General features: G+C 68.6%; 16 protein-coding genes. 11 read left to right on the forward strand and 5 right to left on the reverse strand.

Annotation, left to right across the window (positions count from 1 at the left end):
* The first annotated feature begins 3 nt into the window (after positions 1–3).
* Complete coding sequence (locus ACPCUW_RS08020) at positions 4–699, forward strand: methyltransferase domain-containing protein (RefSeq protein WP_423424151.1); 696 nt, start codon at positions 4–6, stop codon at positions 697–699.
* Positions 700–710: 11 nt separating this feature from the next.
* Here the strand turns inward: ACPCUW_RS08020 and ACPCUW_RS08025 are convergent, their stop codons facing one another.
* Positions 711–1,241: an NUDIX domain-containing protein gene (locus ACPCUW_RS08025; RefSeq protein ID WP_063014322.1), complete on the reverse strand. Its 531-nt coding sequence runs from the start codon at positions 1,239–1,241 to the stop codon at positions 711–713.
* 96 nt (positions 1,242–1,337) lie between these two features.
* On the opposite strand from ACPCUW_RS08025, the gene ACPCUW_RS08030 reads away from it, so the two are divergent.
* Genes ACPCUW_RS08030 through ACPCUW_RS08040 form a run of 3 tightly spaced genes read left to right on the forward strand, consistent with a single transcriptional unit; the run spans position 1,338 to position 3,974 of the window.
* On the forward strand, positions 1,338–2,009 hold the full coding sequence (locus ACPCUW_RS08030) for a class I SAM-dependent DNA methyltransferase (RefSeq protein ID WP_305781001.1): 672 nt from the start codon (positions 1,338–1,340) through the stop codon (positions 2,007–2,009).
* 12 nt (positions 2,010–2,021) lie between these two features.
* The gene (locus tag ACPCUW_RS08035) at positions 2,022–3,584 is read left to right on the forward strand and encodes a phytoene desaturase family protein (RefSeq protein WP_423424152.1); all 1,563 of its coding nucleotides are present in this window, start codon (positions 2,022–2,024) and stop codon (positions 3,582–3,584) included.
* A 36-nt stretch (positions 3,585–3,620) separates the two neighbouring features.
* On the forward strand, positions 3,621–3,974 hold the full coding sequence (locus tag ACPCUW_RS08040; RefSeq protein WP_305780999.1) for a glyoxalase superfamily protein: 354 nt from the start codon (positions 3,621–3,623) through the stop codon (positions 3,972–3,974).
* A gap of 12 nt (positions 3,975–3,986) precedes the next feature.
* On the opposite strand, the gene ACPCUW_RS08045 is transcribed toward ACPCUW_RS08040, so the two are convergent.
* Together ACPCUW_RS08045 and ACPCUW_RS08050 are read right to left on the reverse strand one after the other, a co-directional pair.
* Complete coding sequence (locus ACPCUW_RS08045) at positions 3,987–4,547, reverse strand: dihydrofolate reductase family protein (RefSeq protein WP_423424153.1); 561 nt, start codon at positions 4,545–4,547, stop codon at positions 3,987–3,989.
* Between the two features lie 126 nt (positions 4,548–4,673).
* Positions 4,674–5,273 carry a GDSL-type esterase/lipase family protein gene (locus tag ACPCUW_RS08050; protein ID WP_305780997.1) on the reverse strand — a complete coding sequence of 200 codons (600 nt, stop codon included), beginning with the start codon at positions 5,271–5,273 and terminating at the stop codon, positions 4,674–4,676.
* 114 nt (positions 5,274–5,387) lie between these two features.
* On the opposite strand from ACPCUW_RS08050, the gene ACPCUW_RS08055 reads away from it, so the two are divergent.
* The 3 genes from ACPCUW_RS08055 to ACPCUW_RS08065 all read left to right on the forward strand — a co-directional run bounded on the left by ACPCUW_RS08055 (position 5,388) and on the right by ACPCUW_RS08065 (position 9,539).
* Positions 5,388–6,161, forward strand: a complete 774-nt coding sequence (locus tag ACPCUW_RS08055; RefSeq protein WP_064906326.1) for a 2OG-Fe(II) oxygenase family protein — start codon at positions 5,388–5,390, stop codon at positions 6,159–6,161.
* Positions 6,148–6,918, forward strand: coding sequence for an SDR family NAD(P)-dependent oxidoreductase (locus tag ACPCUW_RS08060; protein ID WP_423424154.1), 771 nt, complete (start codon positions 6,148–6,150; stop codon positions 6,916–6,918). Before ACPCUW_RS08055 ends, ACPCUW_RS08060 begins: the two co-directional genes overlap by 14 nt.
* Before the next feature lie 248 nt (positions 6,919–7,166).
* On the forward strand, positions 7,167–9,539 hold the full coding sequence (locus tag ACPCUW_RS08065) for a lysylphosphatidylglycerol synthase transmembrane domain-containing protein (RefSeq protein ID WP_305780996.1): 2,373 nt from the start codon (positions 7,167–7,169) through the stop codon (positions 9,537–9,539).
* 157 nt (positions 9,540–9,696) lie between these two features.
* Here ACPCUW_RS08065 and fadD5 read toward each other — a convergent pair whose 3' ends face one another.
* Entirely contained in the window at positions 9,697–11,262 is a 1,566-nt protein-coding gene (gene fadD5 / locus ACPCUW_RS08070) for a fatty-acid--CoA ligase FadD5 (protein WP_423424155.1), read from the reverse strand.
* Positions 11,263–11,679: 417 nt separating this feature from the next.
* Between fadD5 and ACPCUW_RS08075 the strand changes: the two genes are divergently transcribed.
* The 4 genes from ACPCUW_RS08075 to ACPCUW_RS08090 all read left to right on the forward strand — a co-directional run bounded on the left by ACPCUW_RS08075 (position 11,680) and on the right by ACPCUW_RS08090 (position 20,073).
* On the forward strand, positions 11,680–12,651 hold the full coding sequence (locus ACPCUW_RS08075; protein ID WP_423424156.1) for an NAD(P)H-dependent flavin oxidoreductase: 972 nt from the start codon (positions 11,680–11,682) through the stop codon (positions 12,649–12,651).
* 233 nt (positions 12,652–12,884) lie between these two features.
* Positions 12,885–13,136 (forward strand): acyl carrier protein, encoded by a 252-nt coding sequence (locus tag ACPCUW_RS08080; RefSeq protein WP_063014346.1) that lies wholly within the window; start codon positions 12,885–12,887, stop codon positions 13,134–13,136.
* Positions 13,133–18,346, forward strand: a complete 5,214-nt coding sequence (locus ACPCUW_RS08085) for an SDR family NAD(P)-dependent oxidoreductase (protein WP_423424159.1) — start codon at positions 13,133–13,135, stop codon at positions 18,344–18,346. The genes ACPCUW_RS08080 and ACPCUW_RS08085 overlap by 4 nt, the downstream gene beginning before the upstream one ends.
* Complete coding sequence (locus tag ACPCUW_RS08090) at positions 18,343–20,073, forward strand: fatty acyl-AMP ligase (RefSeq protein WP_423424160.1); 1,731 nt, start codon at positions 18,343–18,345, stop codon at positions 20,071–20,073. Before ACPCUW_RS08085 ends, ACPCUW_RS08090 begins: the two co-directional genes overlap by 4 nt.
* Here the strand turns inward: ACPCUW_RS08090 and ACPCUW_RS08095 are convergent.
* Positions 20,050–20,436, reverse strand: a complete 387-nt coding sequence (locus ACPCUW_RS08095; RefSeq protein WP_104391982.1) for an RNA-binding S4 domain-containing protein — start codon at positions 20,434–20,436, stop codon at positions 20,050–20,052. The genes ACPCUW_RS08090 and ACPCUW_RS08095 overlap by 24 nt on opposite strands.
* Positions 20,437–20,456: the final 20 nt, after the last annotated feature.

Consider the following 20,456-nt stretch of genomic DNA (forward strand, 5'->3'; position numbering starts at 1 on the left):
GACATGAGCGGCAGCCATCCGACCGGCGGCGACCCGACCGGTGACCACGCACACCACGAGCATCGGCACGGCTCCGCCGGGCGTGAATTCGACCGGCAGTATTGGGAACAGCGTTATCACGGCGCCGGTTCGGCGTCGGAGAGCGAACCCAATCCCCACCTCACCGGCGAACTCGCCGGCCTGCCGCCCGGCACGGCCCTGGACGCCGGCTGCGGTGAGGGCGCGGAGGCGATCTGGCTGGCCCGGCAGGGCTGGCGGGTCACCGCCGTCGACATCGCGGCGGCGGCCGTCGCGCGCGGCAGGGAGCGCGCCGATCGGGCCGGCCGCGATGTCGCCGGCCGAATCGATTGGCACGCAGCGGATATGACGCAGTGGGACGCGGGCGAGAACCGCTTCGACCTGGTCTGCGCATGCTACGTACACCCGGTCGATTCGAACGACGCCCTGTTCGAGCGCCTGGCCGCCGCCGTGGCGCCGGGCGGAACGCTGTTCATCGTCGGCCACGCCCCCGGGGATCACGAGTCGGCCGCCCACACCTCCGCTTCCCACGTGCACGTCACCGCCGAGCAGATTGCCGCCGGATTGGCGCCGGATCGCTGGGATGTTCAGCTGGTCGAGAGCCGGACGCGATCGGTCGTCCGTTCGAACGGGGAGTCGATCACACTGCGGGACAGCGTTTTCCGAGCCCGGAGGCGTTGACCACCGCCGGATCAGCGGCGCTCGTGGAGCAGGAGCAGCCCGTAGGCGGCGATGGTCTGCGAGTCGGTGATCTCGCCGGTGCGGATCATCCGTTCCACGACGCCGCGCTCGAACCACTGGGACCGCATGTCCTGTTCTTCGGGTTCGCGTTCGGGTTCGCCCGCGGTGAGACCGGTGGCCAGGTAGGCGTGGCCGCGTTGGGCCAGCGTGGCCGGTGCGGCGTCGAGGATGCCGAGGTGGGTGAGGTCGGCGGCGCGCAGACCGGTCTCCTCGCGCAGTTCGCGGCGGGCGATCTCGACCGGGTCGTCGGACTCGCCACCCGGCAGCGCGCCCGCCGGAAACTCCCAGCACCGTTGTCCCAGTGGGTATCTGAACTGCTCGACCAGATGCAGCCGGTCGCCCTCCAGCGGCACCACCACCGCGAATTCCGCCCGGTGGACCACGCCGTAGATGCCGGTGGAGCCGTCGGCGCGGCGAATACTGTCCTCGCGGACCTCGATCCAGGGATTTCGATACACGATGCGGGAGGTGAGCGTTCTCATCCGTCCGCCTCCCGGTGCTGCGTCGAGGTGGCCATGCCGCGACCCTACGCGCCGAAACCCGGAAGGGTCCGGGCTCGGCGTGGGTAGGCTGCCGGAGTGAGTGCGAATTCCGATGCGGTCGCGGCCGCATACGACGGGGTGGCGGAGCTCTATACCAACCTCTTCCGAGATGCGATGGTGAACGCGCCGGTCGATCGGGCGATGCTGGGGCTGTTCGCGGAGCTGGTACAGGCCGAGGACCGCGGGCCGGTGGCAGACCTGGGATGTGGTCCGGGCCGGATCACCGGATATCTGGATGGGTTGGGGCTGAACGCCTTCGGGCTCGACGCCTCGGCGGAAATGATCCGGATGGCCCGCGAGGTCCATCCGCATCTGCGATTCGAACAGGGCTCGATGGAGAAGCTGGACGTCGCCGACGGCGGGTTCGGCGCAATTGTGGCCTGGTACAGCATCATTCATATGCAGCCGGAGCAATTGCCGGATCTGTTCACGGAATTCGCTCGCGCACTGGCCGCCGGAGGTTATCTCATGCTGGCGTTTCAGGCGGCCGACGACGGCGCCGACCGGCAACCGTACGACCACAAGGTGGCGCCGGTGGTGCGGTGGTCTCCCGAACGCCTCACGCAGATGCTGCGGCCGCACGGGTTCGTCCCGGTGGCCCGGATGGTGCGACCCCCGGAACCCGACGAGCGGTGCCCGCACGGATATCTGCTGGTGCGCAAGTCCGCGACACCCGGCGGATCGGACGCGGGTCGCGCGGATTCGTGATATCCAGGGCTGATGCGCGACTCCTATGACGTCGTCATCGTCGGCGGCGGGCACAACGGGCTGGTGGCCGCGGCGTACCTGGCGCGCGCCGGACTGTCGGTACTGGTCCTCGAGCGGCAGGACCATACCGGTGGAGCGGCGGTGTCGGAGCGGGTGTTCGCCGGGATCGATGCGCGACTGTCGCGGTATTCGTATCTGGTGAGTCTGCTTCCGGATCGGATCGTCCGGGATCTGGATCTGCGGTTCCGGACCCGCGAGCGGCGGATCTCGTCGTACACGCCGGTCGGCGACACCGGTTTGCTCGTCGATACGGCCGATGCCGGACGAACCCGCGAGAGCTTTCGCCGGGTCACCGGATCCGATGCGGATTTCGAGGCGTGGCAACGGTTCTACGCGACGACCGCGCGGGCCGCGCAGCGGATCTTTCCGACCATGCTGCGGCCGCTGCCCACCCGTACCGAACTACAGCGGGTGCTCGACGATCCGGACGCCTGGGAGATGCTGTTCGAGCGGCCGCTCGGCGAAACCGTCGAGGCGCGATTCCGGGACGACACCGTGCGCGGGGTGGTCTTCACCGATGCGCTGATCGGCACGTTCACGCACGCGCACGATCCGGAGTTGCGGCAGAATCGCTGCTTCCTCTACCACGTGATCGGCAACGGGACCGGCGAGTGGAACGTGCCGGTCGGCGGGATGGGCGCGCTGACCGATGCCCTCGCCGATGCGGCGCGGCGGGCGGGTGCGCGGGTGCGCACGTCGTGCACGGTGACCGGGATCGACACCGACGGCGACACAGCGCAGGTCCGGTTCGACACGCCGGACGAATCCGGCCTGGCCGATGCCCGCCACGTCCTGGTCAACGCGGCGCCCGCGACCCTTGCCCGGCTGTTGGGCGAGCCGGTCGACGCGCTGCCCGAGGGCAGTCAGTTCAAGGTGAACATGCTGCTGCGCCGGCTCCCCCGGCTGCGCACCGAGATCGATCCGCGCGCGGCGTTCTCGGGCACGTTCCACATCGCGGAGGGATACGACCAGCTCGAACGGGCGTATCGCGAGGCGGCCGGCGGGCGATTCCCGAGCGCCCCGCCATCGGAGATCTACTGCCATACGCTGACGGATCCGTCGATTCTCGGTTCCGAGGCCGCCGAACAGGGCATGCATACCCTGACCCTGTTCGGTTTGCACACTCCGGCAACTCTTTTCGAGCACGGCTCACGCGACGAACTGCTGGCTTCGACGCTGCGACAACTGGATGCCGTTCTGGCCGAGCCGCTTTCCGGCTGTCTCGCCACGGATGCGAACGGCGATCCGTGTATCGAGGCCAGAACGCCGTTGGAATTGGAGGCCGAACTCGGCCTGCCACGCGGCCATATCTTCCACGGCGACTTGGATTTTCCGTTTCGCACCGACGACGATTCCGCGCCCGCCGCTCGGTGGGGAGTCGGCACGGGCCATCGCAACATCTTCCGGTGCGGTGCCGGCGCGGTCCGCGGCGGTGGCGTGAGCGGAATCGGCGGTCACAACGCGGCCATGGCGGTACTGGAGATTATGGGCCGCACCGCCCCCGCGGCGGACTAGCATTACCGACCGATGCCCGGCGGACAGGAGAACCGCATGCGCACCCATCGCATCTTGCCCAACCTTCGAGTGGCCGATATCGAGGCCGCCCGCGATTTCTACACCGAATTCCTCGGCCTGAGCACCGAGGAATTCGATATGGGCTGGGTTGCCCGCTACACGTCCCCGGATACGGGCGCCACCATCCAGCTCGTCACGCAGGACGCGGCCGCGCCCGCGGACTCCGTCGCGTCGGTGCTGGTGGACGACGTCGACGCCGCCTATGCGCAGGCGCAACGCCTCGGCTACGAGATCGTCCATCCCCTCACCACCGAGCCCTGGGGAGTTCGCCGGTTCCTGGTCCGTGCCCCGGACGGCAACGTGCTCAATATCGTCCGCCACCGCGAATGAGTGGCGGGCCGGTCAGCCGAAGCTGGGTCGCACCACCGAATTGCCGGTGACCCGATAGGTGGTGAGGAGGACGCCGTTGTCGAGCACCTCGGATTCGGCGAGGGCGAGGGTGGCTTCCGGCTCGACGGACTCGAACAGCCGCAGGCCGGTGCCCAGCAGGACGGGGTAGACGACCAAGCGGTACTCGTCGACCAGTTCGTGCTCGCGCAGGTACTTCACCAGCGAAGCGCTGCCGAAGACCAGCAGGTTCTGCTCGGTCCGCAGTTTCGCGATGCCGGCAGCGAGATCGCCCTCGATGCGCTGAGCGTTCCACTCCAGCTCACGCAGCGAATCGGTCGCCACATACTTGGGCATGCTGTTCATCTTGTCCTTGTACGCACCCTCTTCCGGGTGGTCCGGCCAGGACGCGGCGAACATCTGATACGTGGTGCGGCCCAGCAGCAAGGCGTCGACCGCCTCCAGCTCACCGGATTTGTACTTCGCGATGCCGTCGCACCAGAAGGGTGCGGTCCACAGCGGATCCTGGATGAATCCGTCCAGCGAAACGAACTCGGCGACAACGATCTTCCCCATGATTGACCTGCTCCTCTGCAACCTGTCACCGGCCCGGTCGGCCGATGCGTTCGAACCATGAAGACGGGACGAACAACGCTAACTAATCGGTGCGGAGAAAAACGCGGTGCGGAGAAATACGGCGGATCAGCTCACCGTGGGGAGCCGGGTGCGAGGTTCGGTCAGCCATTGCAGCCAGTGCGGGCCGATCATGGCCGCCAGTTGCTCGTAGCCCGGCGCGCCGGGGTGGTAGCCGTCGCCAACGCGCAGTTCGCGCATCCAGATGTCGTTGTGGCGCAGCGGTTGGTGAACGCGAAGATACTGAACCTGTTCGCCGGAACACATTTCGGTGAACCGATCGTCCAATTCGACTGTGCGCGTGTTCTGTTCGTCGTCGATACAGGGCGGGGGCGCGATCATCAGGACGGTCCAGTCGAGTTCGGCGCAGCGGCGCAGCATGCGGCGGAGATTGGCCGCGGACTCGTCGGCCGGCACCCGGATCGCCCCGTTTTCCCACAGCGTGTCGTTGACGCCGAAGGAGAAGACGACCCGCGCGTCGACCTCGCCGGATAATCGCTGTCCGCATTCGGCCTCCCAGCGGGCGGCGATATCGGAGGAGGTCTGGCGTCGCACCCCGAGGTTGTAATAGGTCAGCGGTATTCCTGCCGCTGTCGCACGCCCGGCGAGCCGGCCCGCCCACCCGAGACACTGCGGATCTCCCAGTCCCGCAACCAGAGAATCTCCCACGAAACAGACCCGAACGTCGCGCACCACCGGGTGATGGTTGCACAAACCGGGACGAACTCGGCGCGGTACCGGGAAGGCAATAAGATCGGCGGGGTAGTCCGGGAGGGAGCTTGTATGTTGTCCGAGGCGCCGTTGCCGCGCTGGTTCATCGATCTGCTGGCACATCGGCGATGGATTCGCCGCACCCGCCCCTTCCCCCACGTCTACGTCCGCGACGTCTTCGTCGCCGAGTTCTACCAGCGGCTCGCGATCGAATTCGAACGAGTGCGCACCGATCGCCGGGACCTGTTCGGTCCGGTTGCCGCGGGCTACGGCGCCTCCGGCGCGAGCCTGACCCGGATGCGCAACGGACCGCTCGAGGTCTTCCTGTCGCGCGCCTGGCACGACCTGATCGAACGGGTCGCCGGCGTCCCGGCCAGCGGCGACGTGGAGGGCTCACTTCATCATCACCCGCCGGGGAGTCCGCGCGGCTGGCCGCACCACGACCTCACCCCGGCCTGGTTCCCGGGGGCGGCGCCCGGGCCGGACACGGTCGGCCTGCCGGGCGACGATATCGATCTGAAGTCCGGCGCCCGGCCCGCGGGGGTGCCGGCGCGTGAAATGGTGCGCGCCGTCGCGGTGCTGTTCTATCTGGGCAACGGCGAATGGCAACCGGGCGACGGCGGCGAGACGGGACTGTTCGCCGATATCGGCGCCGCGGAGCCGACACCCACGGTGGTCGTTCCGCCACTGGACAATTCGATGGTCGTCTTCGAATGCACGCCGCGGTCCTGGCACACCTTCCTCGGCGCCAACACCGCGGCCCGCAACAGTGTGGTGATGTGGTTGCACCGGCCCAAGGAGCAGGCGGCGAGCCGCTGGGGAGGGGACCGCATTGTCCAGTGGTGACAGCCGTCGAGTGTGCCTGCTCACCGGGGCGGGTGGGCGATTGGGCGATGCGTTCTGCCGCGCGTACTACCGGGACTACGACATCGTGGCCGTCTGCCGCAATCGGGTTCCGGCCGCGCCCTCCCAGGAGGAATGGTTCATCGATCCGCTGGAACCCTGGCAGCCGGTTCCGGAAAACGACTCCCGCATCTTCGTCGTGCGCGCCGATCTGCGCCGCGAGGGCGAGGCCGAGCGAGTGGTGGATCTGGCACTGGCGAAATTCGGCGGGGTCGATCTGCTGGTCAACAATGCGGCGCAGCTGGATCTGCAGCCGAACGGCCTGGTCGACGGCGACACCGCCCTCGACGCGCTCGCCCCGCAGTTCGCGATGAACGTCGAGGTGCCGCTGCGACTGGCGACGCGGCTCGCGCAGCGTTGCTGGCTGCATCGCGGCGACGAGAATCGGGCGCGCAATCGCAATATCGTCAACGTCTCGAGTTTGTCCGGATCCCGGGTCTACTCCGGCGGGCAGGCCGTGTATTCCGCGACCAAGGCCGCGCTCGACCACCTGACCAGGCATGTCGCCGCGGAATTCGCCGAATTCGGGGTCCGCGCGAATGCCGTCGCCCCCAATTCCTTTCCCGCGCTGGTGCCGACGGAGCTGGTCGCGGCCGCGATCGCCGAACTCGACACCGGCACCATGACCGGCGGTATCTTCAGCGTCGGCGACACCGACGCACTCGAACCCGTCACGGCCGGCTCGGGACCGCCCGGGTGACGCTGCGCCCTGCCGGTCCGCGAAGACCCGGGCGCTCGCGCGGTGGCCTCGGCCCGAGCGAGCGGAGATCCGGACGCGGAGCAGCCACCCGAGTTCGGTCGGCTCGTGTGGAGTACGCGCACGCCCACCTGCGCGAACCCGGGGAACGGCGTGTTGCCGACGGGCGCTCGGACGGCCTCCTGCATACTCACACCCGAGCCGACCCAGGGACCGACGCAGCTCCCTCGATCCGAAAGTTTCGATACGACATGCGAGTAGACGGGCGGGAGATCCCCGTCTCCGGCAGTCTGCTGCAGCCGCGGATCAGGCGGACCAGCGACATCATTCGCGTGGTGCTGTCCGCCCTGCTGGTGGCGGTGGTGGTCGCCGGATCGCTCATCACCCGGCCGCGCTGGGAAGCCCTGGAGCGATCGGTCTCCGACATCGTCGGCTTCCTCACGCCCGAACAGTCCAACCTGGTCTATCTGCTCTACGGCATCGCGATTCTGGCATTGCCCTTCGCGATTCTCGTTCGCCTGATCTTCCGGATGCAATGGAAACTGCTCAGCGGCTACGTCACCGCGGGCCTGATCGCGGTCCTGGCGCTGTCCATCACCGAATCCGGAATCTCGGCGCCGCAGTGGCATCTGGCGGTGCCACGCCAGCTCGACACGTTCCTGTCGCAATTTCTCGACGATCCGCGCTGGATCGCGATGCTGGCCGCCGGATTGACCGTGGCCAGTCCCTGGCTGCCGGCATCCTGGCGGCGGTTGTGGTGGGCGCTGTTGATCGCGTTCGTGCCGCTGCACCTGTTCGTGAGTCTGGTGGTGCCCTCGCGGGCGATGTTCGGGCTCGCGGTGGGCTGGTTCGTCGGTGCGGTGATCGTCCTGCTGGTCGGCACTCCGGCATTGGAGGTGCCGCTGGAGGCCGCCGTCCGGGTGCTGGCCGGCCGCGGATACACCGTCACCGGATTCACCGTGCTGCGCCCGGCCGGTCCCGGACCGCTGCTGCTGAGTGCCGACACCGGGCCGCATCGCCAGCTGATCGTGGAGATGTACGGACAGAATCAGCGCAGCTGGGGAATGTTGCGGCAGGCCCGGCGCTGGCTGACCTTCCGCAGCAGCGAACGCACCCCCGCCTTCGCCTCGATGCGCCGCGCGGTCGAGCATCGCGCACTGATGGGTATCGCGCTCGGCGATCTGGGACTGGCCAGCAACAAACCGCTGACGGTGGCCGCGCTGAGCCGCGGCTGGACCCTGTACGCGCACACCGCGCCCCGGGGCCGGCAGCTGGCCCCCGGCGACAGTGAGGTGGTGCTGACCAACGTCTGGCGGTCACTGCAGAACATGCATCGCGCCCAGATCACCCACGGCGATCTGCGAGTCGAGGAAATCCGCATCGCCGAGGGGCGGGTGCTGTTCGGCGGCTTCATGGCGGCGGAATTCGGCGCCTTCGACTCCCGCTTCTCCGCCGATATCGCGCAGCTGTTGCTCACCACGAGTTCCCTGTTCGGGGCGGAAACGGTGGTGGCCACCGCCATTCACGTGCTGGGGGAACAGGCGGTACTCGACGCCTCGCGCCGGCTCACCAAGAACGGAATCGGCACCCAGGTCCGCAAATCGGTGCCCGACAGCGGCGAACTGATGAAAACGGTCCGCGCCCAGGTACTCCAGCAAACCGGTAAGGATCGGATCGAGGCCGCGCGGATCACCCGCTACTCGCGCAACCAGATCGTGCAGCTGGTGCTGCTGATCGCGCTGGTGTACGTGGCCTACCCGTTCATCAGCCAGGTGCCGACCTTCTTCACCGAACTGCGCACCGCGAACTGGTGGTGGGCGCTGCTGGGCTTGACGATCTCGGCCGCCACCTATGTCGGCGCGGCGATGGCGCTGTGGGGATGTGCCGGGACCTCGGTGAATTTCCGCAAGCTGCTGGGCATGCAGGTCGCCAACACCTTCGCCGCGACCACCACGCCCGCCGGGGTCGGCGGGCTGGCGCTGAGTGTGCGATTCCTGCAGAAGAGCGGCCTGGGCACGGTGAAGGCGACCGCGGCGGTGGCACTGAACCAGGCGGTGCAGGTGATCACGCACGTGGTGCTGCTGATCGTCTTCAGCGTGGCCGCCGGTGTCTCGGCGAACCTGGAACATTTCGTGCCGAGTGCGACCGTGCTGTATCTGCTGGCCGGTGGTCTGCTGGGCGCGGTCGGTGCGGCCATGTTCGTGCCGACGGTGCGGCGCTGGCTGCGCAACGAGGTGCGACCGCAGCTGGCGGAGGTGGTCGCGGAACTGCGCACGCTCTCGCGTGAACCGAAACGGCTGCTGATGATCGTCGGCGGCTGCGCGACCACCACGCTCGGCGCGGCGGGCGCGCTGTGGGCGGCCATCGAAGCATTCGGCGGCGCAACGACATTCGTGACCGTGACGGTCGTGACGATGATCGGCGGGACGCTGGCCTCGGCCGCACCCACGCCCGGTGGTGTGGGCGCGGTGGAGGCGGCGCTGATCGGTGGTCTGGCCGCCTTCGGCGTGCCCGCGGCGATCGGCGTGCCGGCCGTTCTGCTGTACCGGGTACTGACCTGCTGGCTGCCGGTCTTCTGCGGCTGGCCGCTGATGAACTGGCTCACCAAGCACGACATGATCTGAGCCGCAGGCTGATTCGCACCGCTCGCGGAGCGAAACGCCCGGCCGCGGGGCCGATACCGCGACGAGCCGCCGAGTGTCGACTCGGCGGCTCGTTCACGACCGGATATGCGGCGCAGGCCTGTTCTCGGCCGTGCCGGGCATATCCTTTGCCCGAAGGTCAGCCCGCGTATTCCTTGCGCAGCTGCACCTTCACCACCTTGCCGCTGGCATTGCGCGGCAGCTCCGGCACGATCACCAGATCCTTCGGATGCTTGTACCGGGCGAGGTTCTCGTTGAGGAACGGGGTCAGCTCCTCGAGGGTCAGCGTTTCGCCGTCGAGCAGCGCGACCACGGCCACCGGCACCTCGCCCCACTTCTCGTGGGCCCGGCCGACCACCGCGGCCTCGTGGATCTTCGGATGCGCGAACAGCACATTCTCCACTTCGGCACAGTAGATGTTCTCGCCGCCGGAGATGATCATGTCCTTCTTGCGGTCGACCACCCAGACGAAGCCCTCCTCGTCCTGGCGAACCAGGTCACCGGAGTGGAACCAGCCGCCGGCGAAGGCTTCCGCGGTCGCCTCGGGCTTGTTCCAGTAGCCCTGCATCATGGTCGGCCCGCGGTAGACGATCTCGCCGATCTCGCCCGGCGCGACATCGTTCATCTCGTCGTCGACGACGCGGCTCTGGATGGTCGGGATGGGCTTACCGACCGAGCCCAGTTTGCGCAGCGCGTCCTTGCCCTCGAGTACGCAGGTGATCGGCGACATCTCGGTCTGGCCGAAGACCGCGACGTTCTGCGCGTTCGGGAAGCATTCGGCCATCGCCCGCAGCACGGTCTCCGAGGCGGGCGCCGCTCCCCAGCTCAACGTCTCCAACGCCAGCTTGCGCTCCTTGACCGTCGGATCCTCGCAGATCAGCTGCCACTGCGCGGGGACGCAGAAGGCGGTGGTGGCCTGTTCGGCCTCGATGGCGTCGAGGAATTCGGTCGCGTTGAACGCGCCGAGCGGATGCAACACGGTCTTGGAGCCGAGCATGAACGCCGGGGCGAGGGAGCCCAGTCCGGCGATGTGGAACAGCGGCGAGGTGCAGAAGCCGATGCTGTCGGGGGTGGCGTTCATCGCCCGAATGCAGGTCAGCGCCTGGGCATTCAGATTCTCGTAGGACAGGATCGCGCCCTTGGGGCTGCCGGTGGTGCCCGAGGTGTACATGATCAACGCCGGAGTGTCCTCCGGAATGTCCTGCGGCACATGGGGTTCGCCGGTCTCGGCGAGGAAGTCGTCGTAGCCGATGACGCCCTCGCCCGTGGTGCCGCCGATGACGACGCAGGTACGCAGCGCCTCGCTCTGCGCCGTCACACCGGTGGCCAGCGGCTGCAGCAGCGAGTCGGTGACGATCGCCGCGGCCCCCGAATCGGCCACGATGTAGGCGACCTCGGGCGGGGTGAGCCGGAAGTTCACCGGTACCGCGATCGCGCCCAGCGCGTTGATGCCGAACACGGCCTCCAGGTACTCGGTGTAGTTGAGCGCCAGAATCAGCACCCGGTCGCCGAAGCCGACACCGCGCCGAGCCAGAGCATCGGCGAATTTCAGTGACCGCTCGTGCAGCTGTTTCCAGGTGGTGTCCTGCCCGCGGAACCGGATCGCCACCGCGTCCGGGCGCATCAGCGCATGCGTGGCGAGCTGGTTGTTCCAGTGGTTTCGACGCGACCGGATCGGTTCGTCGGTCTGGACACCGGTGGTCATGCAGGAACTCCTCTCGGACCGTCGGAGTTCGCCGCCGAATGGGCCCGGCGGCGTCGACGGCTGAACCAACAGCGAGAATAGCAACTAACTTTTTGCCGTGACAAGGGTTACATACGAGAATCCCGGTTCACCGAACATTCGCACGAACGCGCCAACTCATGGCGATAACCTGGGTCTTTGGCCGAGTTCACAGTGACCTCAGTTCGCGATCCTTCGAGACTTTCGGAGCAAACTGCCGCTCACATCCTGTTGTCTCCGACGCGGTCGCCATGCCAGTATCGAGCCATCCGGGCAGGCCCGGCTCGCACGCGGCCAGGCACCCGAGGGGCGGCAGTCTGTGCACACACCGGCATCGAGGGGTGCCGGAGATGCCGGGCGCGTCGCCCCGAGTCGTACCGCGGCCAGGAGGACAACCAGATGTTGCGCACCAGATTCACCGAGATGTTCGGTATCGAACACCCGATCGTGCAGGGCGGCATGATGCACGTCGGCCGCGCCGAACTCGTGGCGGCGGTCGCCAACGCCGGGGCGCTCGGTTTCATCACCGCGCTCACCCAGCCGACCCCCGACGATCTGCGGCGCGAGATCGAGCGCACCCGGCAGCTCACCGACAAGCCGTTCGGCGTCAACGTCACCATCCTGCCGTCGATCAACCCGCCGCCGTACCAGGAATACGTTCAGGCGATCATCGAATCGGGCGTGAAGATCGTCGAGACCGCGGGCAGCAACCCGGAGCCGTTCCTGCCGTACTACAAGGAAGCCGGAATCAAGGTGCTGCACAAGTGCACCAGCGTCCGGCACGCGCTCAAGGCGCAGAAGATCGGCGTCGACGGCGTGAGCATCGACGGTTTCGAATGCGCCGGCCACCCGGGTGAGGACGACGTGCCCGGCCTGATCCTGATCCCGGCCGCCACCGAGGCGCTCGACATCCCTGTCATCGCGTCGGGTGGTTTCGCCGACGCCCGCGGCCTGGTCGCGGCGCTGGCTCTGGGCGCCGACGGCATCAACATGGGCACCCGCTTCCTGTGCACCGAGGAGTCCCCGGTGCATCGGAAGGTGAAGGAACAGATCGTCGCCCACACCGAGCGTGACACCCAGCTGATCTTCCGCACCATGCACAACACCGCCCGGGTCGCCGACAACGAGATCAGCCGCAAGGTGGTCGAAATCGAGGCCGCCGGAGGCAAATTCGAGGATGTGCGCGATCTGGTCGCCGGAGCCCGCGGCCGCCGCGTCTTCGACGAGGGCGACCTGGACGCCGGCATCTGGTCGGCCGGACAGGTGCAGGGTCTGATCGACGACATCCCCACCTGCGCCGAGCTGATCTCGCGCATCGTGGACGAGGCCGAGACGCTGATCAACGCGCGACTGGGTTCGCTGGTCGTCTGATTCGGCGTGCGGGGCGAGCCGAGACCGGCATGGGACGCGGCTCGTCTCGTCACTCTCGCCCCTGTGGCCTCAGCTGTCTCGACCTCTTCACCGGGCCCCGACTTGTCGGCATAATCGCTGGGGAACCTGCACTATGCGGGACACCCGCACCCGGTCGGCACTGTGAGCCGCTGCGCGAATCGCGCTCACATGCCACCCGACCGTCGTGCGACGGCGCCGGATACGGGGAGGACATGGCGGTGGGGCAGCGGGAACGGATCGGCACCTCGGCGGACGCGGCGGTCGCCGCCGTCGCGCACATGCTGGGTGCCGCACCCGAATCCGTCTCCACCACAGTGCCTTTCACCGACCTGGGCCTGAGCTCCGCGCAGCTCGCCCGCCTCGCGGGCGTGCTGGAAGATGCTCTGGGCGTGGAGATCTCGCTCACCGAGCTCTACGACAACCCGGATATCGAGCGGCTCGTCGACCATCTCGAGCGCCGATGACAGCCGCCACGCCACCGATATCGATCATCGGTATCGGATGCCGAGTACCGGGCGCTTCCGGCGTGAACGAATTGTGGCGCTTGCTGATCGAGAGCCGCAGCGGAGTCGGTGACCCGCCGCCGGGGCGCGACGGCGCGGGCCGCGGCGGCTATCTGGATTCGATCACGGAATTCGACAACGACCGCTTCTCGATCTCCGATCGCGAAACGGCCCTGATGGATCCGCAACAGCGGCTGGCGCTGGAGGTCGCGGTCGAAGCGATCGACGATGCCGGAATCGGCTATCGGCTGGGCGGGTCGGATACGGCGGTTCTCTTCGGCGCCTGCGGTTTCGACCACGGAGCGGTCGTCCTCGGCAGCGGCGGACAGGACGCGCCCTACGCGGTGACCGGGTCCGCGCTGAGCATCATCGCCAATCGGATCTCGTACGCACTGGATCTGCACGGACCGAGTGTGGTCCTCGACAGCGCGTGTTCGTCCTCGCTCGCGGCGGTGGACCTCGCCGTGCGGTTGCTGGCCGACGACGCCGTACCGTACGCCATCGTCGGCGGCGTGAATCTCGCGCTGCTGCCGCACACTTCGCAGTACCTCGAACAGGGTGGCTTCCTCGCCGCCGACGGGCGGTGCAAGCCGTTCGACGCGGCCGCCGACGGATACGTTCGCGGCGATGGGGCGACCGTGCTGGTATTGCAGCGCACGGCCGACGCGCAGCGTGAGGGCAACCGGTGCTACGCCGAGATCGCCGGCGCCGCAGTGGGTTCCGACGGCCGCTCGAACGGTCTCTACGCCCCGAACGGGCGCGCGCAACAACAGGTGATCCGCACAGCGTGGGCACGCGCCGGCTTGGATGTCCGCTCCGCCGGATACTTCGAATGTCACGGCACCGGAACACCGGTCGGCGATGCGGTGGAGATCGAGGCACTGGCCACCGTACTCGATGCGCCGGGCGGCGCGGTGAAACCGTATGTCGGATCGATCAAATCGAATATCGGCCATCTGGAGGCGGCGGCCGGGGTGACCGGGCTGGCGAAAGTGGCGCTGTGCCTGCACCACGGAACCATCGTGCCCACCATCAACTTTCAGCGCGAGAATCCGCTGCTGCGGTTGTCCGAACGCGGCCTCCGGGTGCCGGGTGAAGTGGTCGGCTGGCCCACGGACTCCGGCATGCCGCGATGCGCGGGCGTCAGTTCGTTCGGATTCGGCGGCACCAATGCGCATGTGGTCCTGCGGGAGGTGGAGCCGGGACCGGTGCGCGAGGCGCGGCCTCCGGTGCTCATCGGCCTCACCGGTCGCGACGAGGACGAACTGCGTGACACCGCGACCGTTCTGGCCGGCGGCGAGATGTCGCTGTCCACCCTCGCCGCAACCGGACGCGCACTGCCCCAACCGGTTCGGGCCGCGATCGTGGCGGACGAGCCCGACGATGCGGGCGACGCACTGCGCGCGGTCGCGAGCGGCTCCCGTTCGCCGGCCCTGCTCGGCGTCGGTGGGCGACGGCGCGGACGAGTGCTTTTCCTGTTCTCCGGACAAGGTGGTCAGCATGCGCACATGGGGCGCGAGCTGGCGGCCCGGTATCCCGAATACGCCCGGGCGGTAGCCGAAACGGCCGACGCCGTGGCGAATGCGGGCGGGCCGCGAGTGTGGACGCCCCGGCACGGCTTCGCCGACAGCGTCGGCGCCACCGAGACGGTGCAACCGGCGCTGTTCGTCTACCAGGTGGCGCTGGCCCGGTTGCTCGCGGCGTGGGGAATCGAGCCGGATGCGGTGGCCGGGCACAGCCTCGGCGAAATCGCGGCCGCGGTGATCGCGGGCGCCCTGTCCCTCGACGATGCCGCGCATCTGGTCACCGTGCGCTCACGGGCGCTGGGCCGGCTGGCCGGACAGGGCATGATGGCGCTGCTCGAGGCGACGCCGGATCAAGCGCGGCGGCTGGTCGAGCCCTTGCGCGCGGAGGTCGCGGTGGCGGCGGTGAACGGGCCCCGGGCGGTGGTGGTCTCCGGGACCACGCGATACATGGAGACATTGCTGCGGCGAGCGCGGCGGCGGCAGTACTACGTACGACCCGTGCCGGTGGATTTCGCCGCGCACAGTCCGCAGGTTCGCGCGCTCGCCGACGAATTCACCACCGCGCTGCGAGCGCCGGTGCCGCGGGCCCCCCGCGTGCCGGTGTTCTCGACGGCACGATCCGGCCGGGTGATCGATTCCGCCGCGATGGATACCGACTATTGGATCGACAACCTCTGTGGCACCGTCGATCTGGACGCGGCCGTCGAATCCGCCGTGGGCCGGGGCTACACCTCGATCGTGGAAATATCACCGCATCCGGTGCTGGCGCCGGCCGTGCGCGACTATCCCGAACTGGCCGACGCGGTCTTCTCGGCCGCGCATCGCGACGGCGAGGTCACCGCCCTGCTCCGCACGGTCGGCGCCATGTATCTGCGAGGGCGTGATGTCGATTGGTCGATCCAGGGCGCGACGGCCGGTCCTGCGGTCGAACGACGCTGGCGGCGAAGAACTTTCCCGTTGCTCACCCGGACCGCGACCGATCCCGGCCGCGAACGACTGGACGATCACGTGGTGAACGGTGTGCCGACCGTGCCCGCCGCGTATTGGATTCGGCGCCTGCTGGATTCGGTTCCCGGACCGATCCGGCTGGCCGACTTCGCGGTTCACGAACGCACGGACATCGCGGATCTCGCCGCGGTCGGCTACCGCAGCGGATCGGATCTGCGCGTACTGCTGGGGCCGGTGTCGCTGGCCTCGGCGCGGGCGGAGACCGCCGCCTCGCCCGCCGACATTCTCGGGTGGATGCGTACGGTGGACGACCATCGCATCTCCGCCACGACAGCGGACGAACTCGATATCGACGAGTTCTATACGTCCTTGCGCACCCGTGGACTCGACTACGGTCCGCGGTTCCGGACGCTAACCGCCGTGCGTGCTGGAAACTGCGGCGCCGTCGGAGCTTTCGATTCGATCCCGCTGACCACGGCCGCGCTCGACGGCTGCTTACAGCTGATCGCCGCCGCCGGCCGGGAAATCCTGCCCGCGGCCGGGCTCGCGGTACCGGTAGCCATCGGGTCGGTATGGCTTTCCGATGCGCCCCGTGTGCTGCTGACCGAGGCGCACGCGTTCGTGCGCGGGCACGAGCCGGGCGGGCTGCTGTGCGACGTCGTCGCGGTGGACCAGGACGATGCCCCGGCAGTGGCACTGATCGGCGTGCGGATAGCATTCGCGGACAGGGCTTCCGGCTCGCGGCAAGCGGCGAGAGATCCGTCCGGGCACACGGTCGTCTACCGGCCGCCCGGAAACGCCGACTTCGACGGCGACCGTCCCGACGCTGCCACCGATGACGGTCTGTACGCCCAGCCCCGGATGACTCGCGCGGCGGTACCGGACGATGCGCCGCGCGAACGCGCGAGTGCCGGTGTTGATTCCGGAGTCGCCACCGGATCGGGAATGAACCTGCTTCTCGAGCGCACCGCAGCGCGCGGACGAGCCGAGTACGACGCGACGGTCGCCACGGCACCGGAGTGGGCGAACTCCGTACTGCGCGAGGAACAGTGGATTGCTGTGCCGTTCTCCGCGGACGCCGCGCGGGCGGTGCACCCGACCGTCGAGCGGGCGTCGGTCGTCGGAGAATCGCGCCTCGCGAAGTCGATCGCCCGCGCGCTGGACCGCCACCTCCCCGCCGAGCGGATCGCCCGCGAGCCCGGCGAGTCGACGGCCTTGGCGGCAGCGGCACAAGGACGGGCGCCCACAGCCGTGGTGCTGGTCTGGGCGGAAACACTCTCGGAGCCTCGGCACGACGCGTTCGGCGCGGGAACCGACACGAGTCCGGTCGCCCCCGGACTCGAACGAGCCTTGCGGGTCCTGCAGCAGGTGATCGCCGCGGAAACGACGGCGAGCCTCACCGTGGTGCTGCGGGATCCGGCATCCGTCGAACACAATGCTGTCGCCGCGCTGGTCCGGACCCTGCAGCTGGAATCCGGCCGACCGGTGCGCCTGATCTGGTCCGACGAATCGGGCGCCGACATCGTGCGCGAGCTCGTGCTCGACTCGCGGGGGCCGGCGGAAGTGCGCGTGGAAGGTGCGCGGACGCTGATGCGGCGGTTCCGACGACTCGGCGGAGCAGGCTCCGGGGTCCCGATCTGCGCCGACGGCACCTACGTGGTCACCGGCGGGCTCGGCGCGCTGGGGGCCGCCGCGGTGCGGTGGCTGCTCGAGCAGGGAGCACGCGATGTGGTCGTCCTGACCCGGCGTCCGCGACCGCTGCCGCCGCTGCTCGACGGCGCCGAGGACCGCGTGGTGGTCGTGCGCTGTGATGTCGCCGATCGCGCGGACCTGGCCAACGCCCTCGACGACATCCGAGCGTGCGGATCGACGATCCGAGGTCTGGTGCATTCCGCCGGTGTGCTGCAGGACGCCGAATTCGACCGCGTGACAGGCGAATCCCTGGCCTTGCACTTCGAACCGAAAACGACCGCGGCCGCCTCGCTGCTCGAACTGACGGCGAGCGACCCGGTCGACTTCACCCTCCTGTTCTCCTCCGCCACCGGTCTGTTCGGGGCACCCGGACAAGCCGCGTACGCCGCCGCCAATGCGGCAGTGGATGCGCTCGCGCACGCCGCCACCGGCCGATCGGTGACCAGCATCGCCTGGGGCAGCTGGGACGCCGGGCTCGCCCGCTCCGCCGGAGGCGCCGCACATCTGCGAACCGCCGGCATCACCCCTTTCGATGCCGCTCGCGGCATGTCCGTGCTGTCCGCGATTCTCGGGCGCCCGCAGGCGGTGGTGCTCGCGCTGGACTACACGCCCACCGACGACTCGGGACCGGTCGCGGCCAGACTGCGCGAGGCGCTGGCTCCCGCGGGTTCGCTCGGGGCCGATTTGCCGGTTGGACGCTCGCCGGGCTCGGCAAACACCGCGGCCGACAGACGTCTGTCCCTAGTTGCCGACGCGGGCGAGGATGTACAGCGAATCGTGCGCGCCACGGTCGCGAACGTACTGTCGCGAGACGTCGAATTCGTCGATCCCGAAGCCGATTTCGCGACACTGAATCTGTCCTCGCTGCTGGCCATAGATCTGCGACGCCGTCTGGAGCACCGGCTGGGGATGCGGATCGCCACCGCCGAGCTGTTCGACAACCCCTCTGTCACGGCGTTGTCGGCCGCGTTGGCGCTTCGAATGCCGCGCCAGGAGCGACGATGATCAACCGCTTGGCGGCGACCGTCACGGACCGGGCAGCGAACACACCGGACGATCCGGCCTTCACCGCGCTGTCGTACCCGGGCGGTAGGCGTACGGAGACCACCGTCACGGTGTCCGAATTACACAGTGCGGCAGGCGCATTGGCCGAGCTGCTTCGCGAGCGGACATCGCCCGGTGATCGTGTCGCGATCCTGTGCGAGCACGGTCTCGACTATGTCGTCGCCTTTCTCGCCTGCCTCTACAGCGCCCGCACCGCGGTTCCGTTGTTTCCGATGTCGATGCGCCGCAATGCCGAACGGCTACGGACGATCCTCGTCGACGCCGAGCCGCGTCTGAGCCTCGTCTCGCCACGCTTGCCGACCGGCACGCCCGAATGTCCGGATGCCGACGCCATGCCGTACGGCGAACTCCTGACGGTGGATGTGCATGCCGGCACCGGCGACGTCCGAGTGGATCCGGCCGGCGCGCATCCCGCCTATCTCCAGTACACCTCCGGCTCCACCACTTCGCCTGCGGGAGTGTGCATCACCCACGCCAATCTCGCGGCGGCACTCGATCAGTTGCGTACGGCTCTGGCACCGGCCGACGACCGTCCGATGGTCACCTGGCTGCCGTTCTTCCACGATATGGGCCTGGTTTTCGCCCTGTCGCTGCCGCTGTATCTGGGCGTTCATGCGATCACGATGCCACCGGCCGACTTCGCCAAACGGCCGATCCGATGGTTGCGCGCGTGCAGCGACTATCGCGCCGCCGCGACCGCCAGCCCGAATTTCGGTCTGGCACTGGCCGTTTCGGGCACAACCGCGGCGGAGCGCGACAGTCTCGATCTGTCCTCGCTGGATCTGCTGCTCAACGGGGCCGAACCGATCCGCGCCACCGCTCTGGACGCCTTCACTCGCACCTTCGCCCCGTACGGATTCCGTCACCGGGCCCACACCGCGGGATACGGCCTGGCCGAGGCAACCCTTCCGGTGACCATCTCGCGCCCGGAGGCGGAACCGGTATGCGTCGACTTCGACCGCGTCGCCCTGAGCTCGGGCCGGGCGACCGTCGCGTCCGCGCGCCACGACGGTATCGCGCTGGTCGACTGCGGCCGTTCCGCCGGGCAAACCGTGCGCATCGTCGATCCCGTAACGCGCCTACCGTGCGACGACGGTGCCGTCGGTGAGATATGGGTGCGGGGTCCGAATGTCGGCGCGGGATATGCGGGGCTGCGCGAGCGGACCGCGGCCACCTTCGGCGCAGTGCTCCCTGGACAGTCCGGAGCGTGGCTGCGCACCGGAGATCTCGGTTTCCTCCACGACGGGGGGCTCTACATCGCGGGCCGCCTGCGCGACACGATCGTCATCGACGGCCGCAACCATTTCCCCGCCGATATCGAAGCCACCGCCGCCGACTCCGTGCCCGAACTGCGTCCCGGGCATATCGCGGCGTTCGGTGTCGATACCGGTGAACGCGAGGACCTCGTGGTCGTCGCCGAGTTGGTGAGCCCACCGGCCGAGGCGAGCGATATCGGCCGACGGGTCCGGGCCGCGGTGGCGACCGTGCACGGCATCGCACCGGCGGACGTGCTGTTGCTACCGCGCGGCGCCATTCCGAAGACCTCGAGCGGAAAGGTGCGCCGGGGCGAATGCCGAACCCGCTATTGGGCAGGGAAGTTCAGCGAGGAATTCGGCACCGACGCGGGCGCCCTCCGCGCGAACTCAGGTCGAATCCCGGCCGAGTAGCCGATCGGTTTCGCGGCGTTCGCGCTTGGTGGGGCGCCCGGCGCCGCGGTCGCGCTTGGGCATCGCGGCGACGATTTCCGGTGCGGGTGGCGGAGGGCTCTTGTCGATATAGCATTGCGTGGCGATCGAAGCGCCGACGCGTTTCACGACCGGTCGGACCACGACGACGATGCGTTCGGCCCCGGCATTGCGGACCCGCACCTCATCACCGGGCTTGATCTGATGAGCGGGTTTGACCGTCGTGCCGTTGACACGCACATGACCGCCGCGGCACGCGGTGGCTGCGGCGGATCGCGTTTTGAACAGCCGGACAGCCCAGATCCAGGAGTCGACCCGAGCTGTAGCTGGTTGTGCCTGTTCCAGTTTCGCTCCTCACAAGTCGG

Origin of the sequence: Nocardia sp. AB354, assembly GCF_049538315.1 — a bacterium.
GTDB classification, from domain to species: domain Bacteria; phylum Actinomycetota; class Actinomycetes; order Mycobacteriales; family Mycobacteriaceae; genus Nocardia; species Nocardia nova.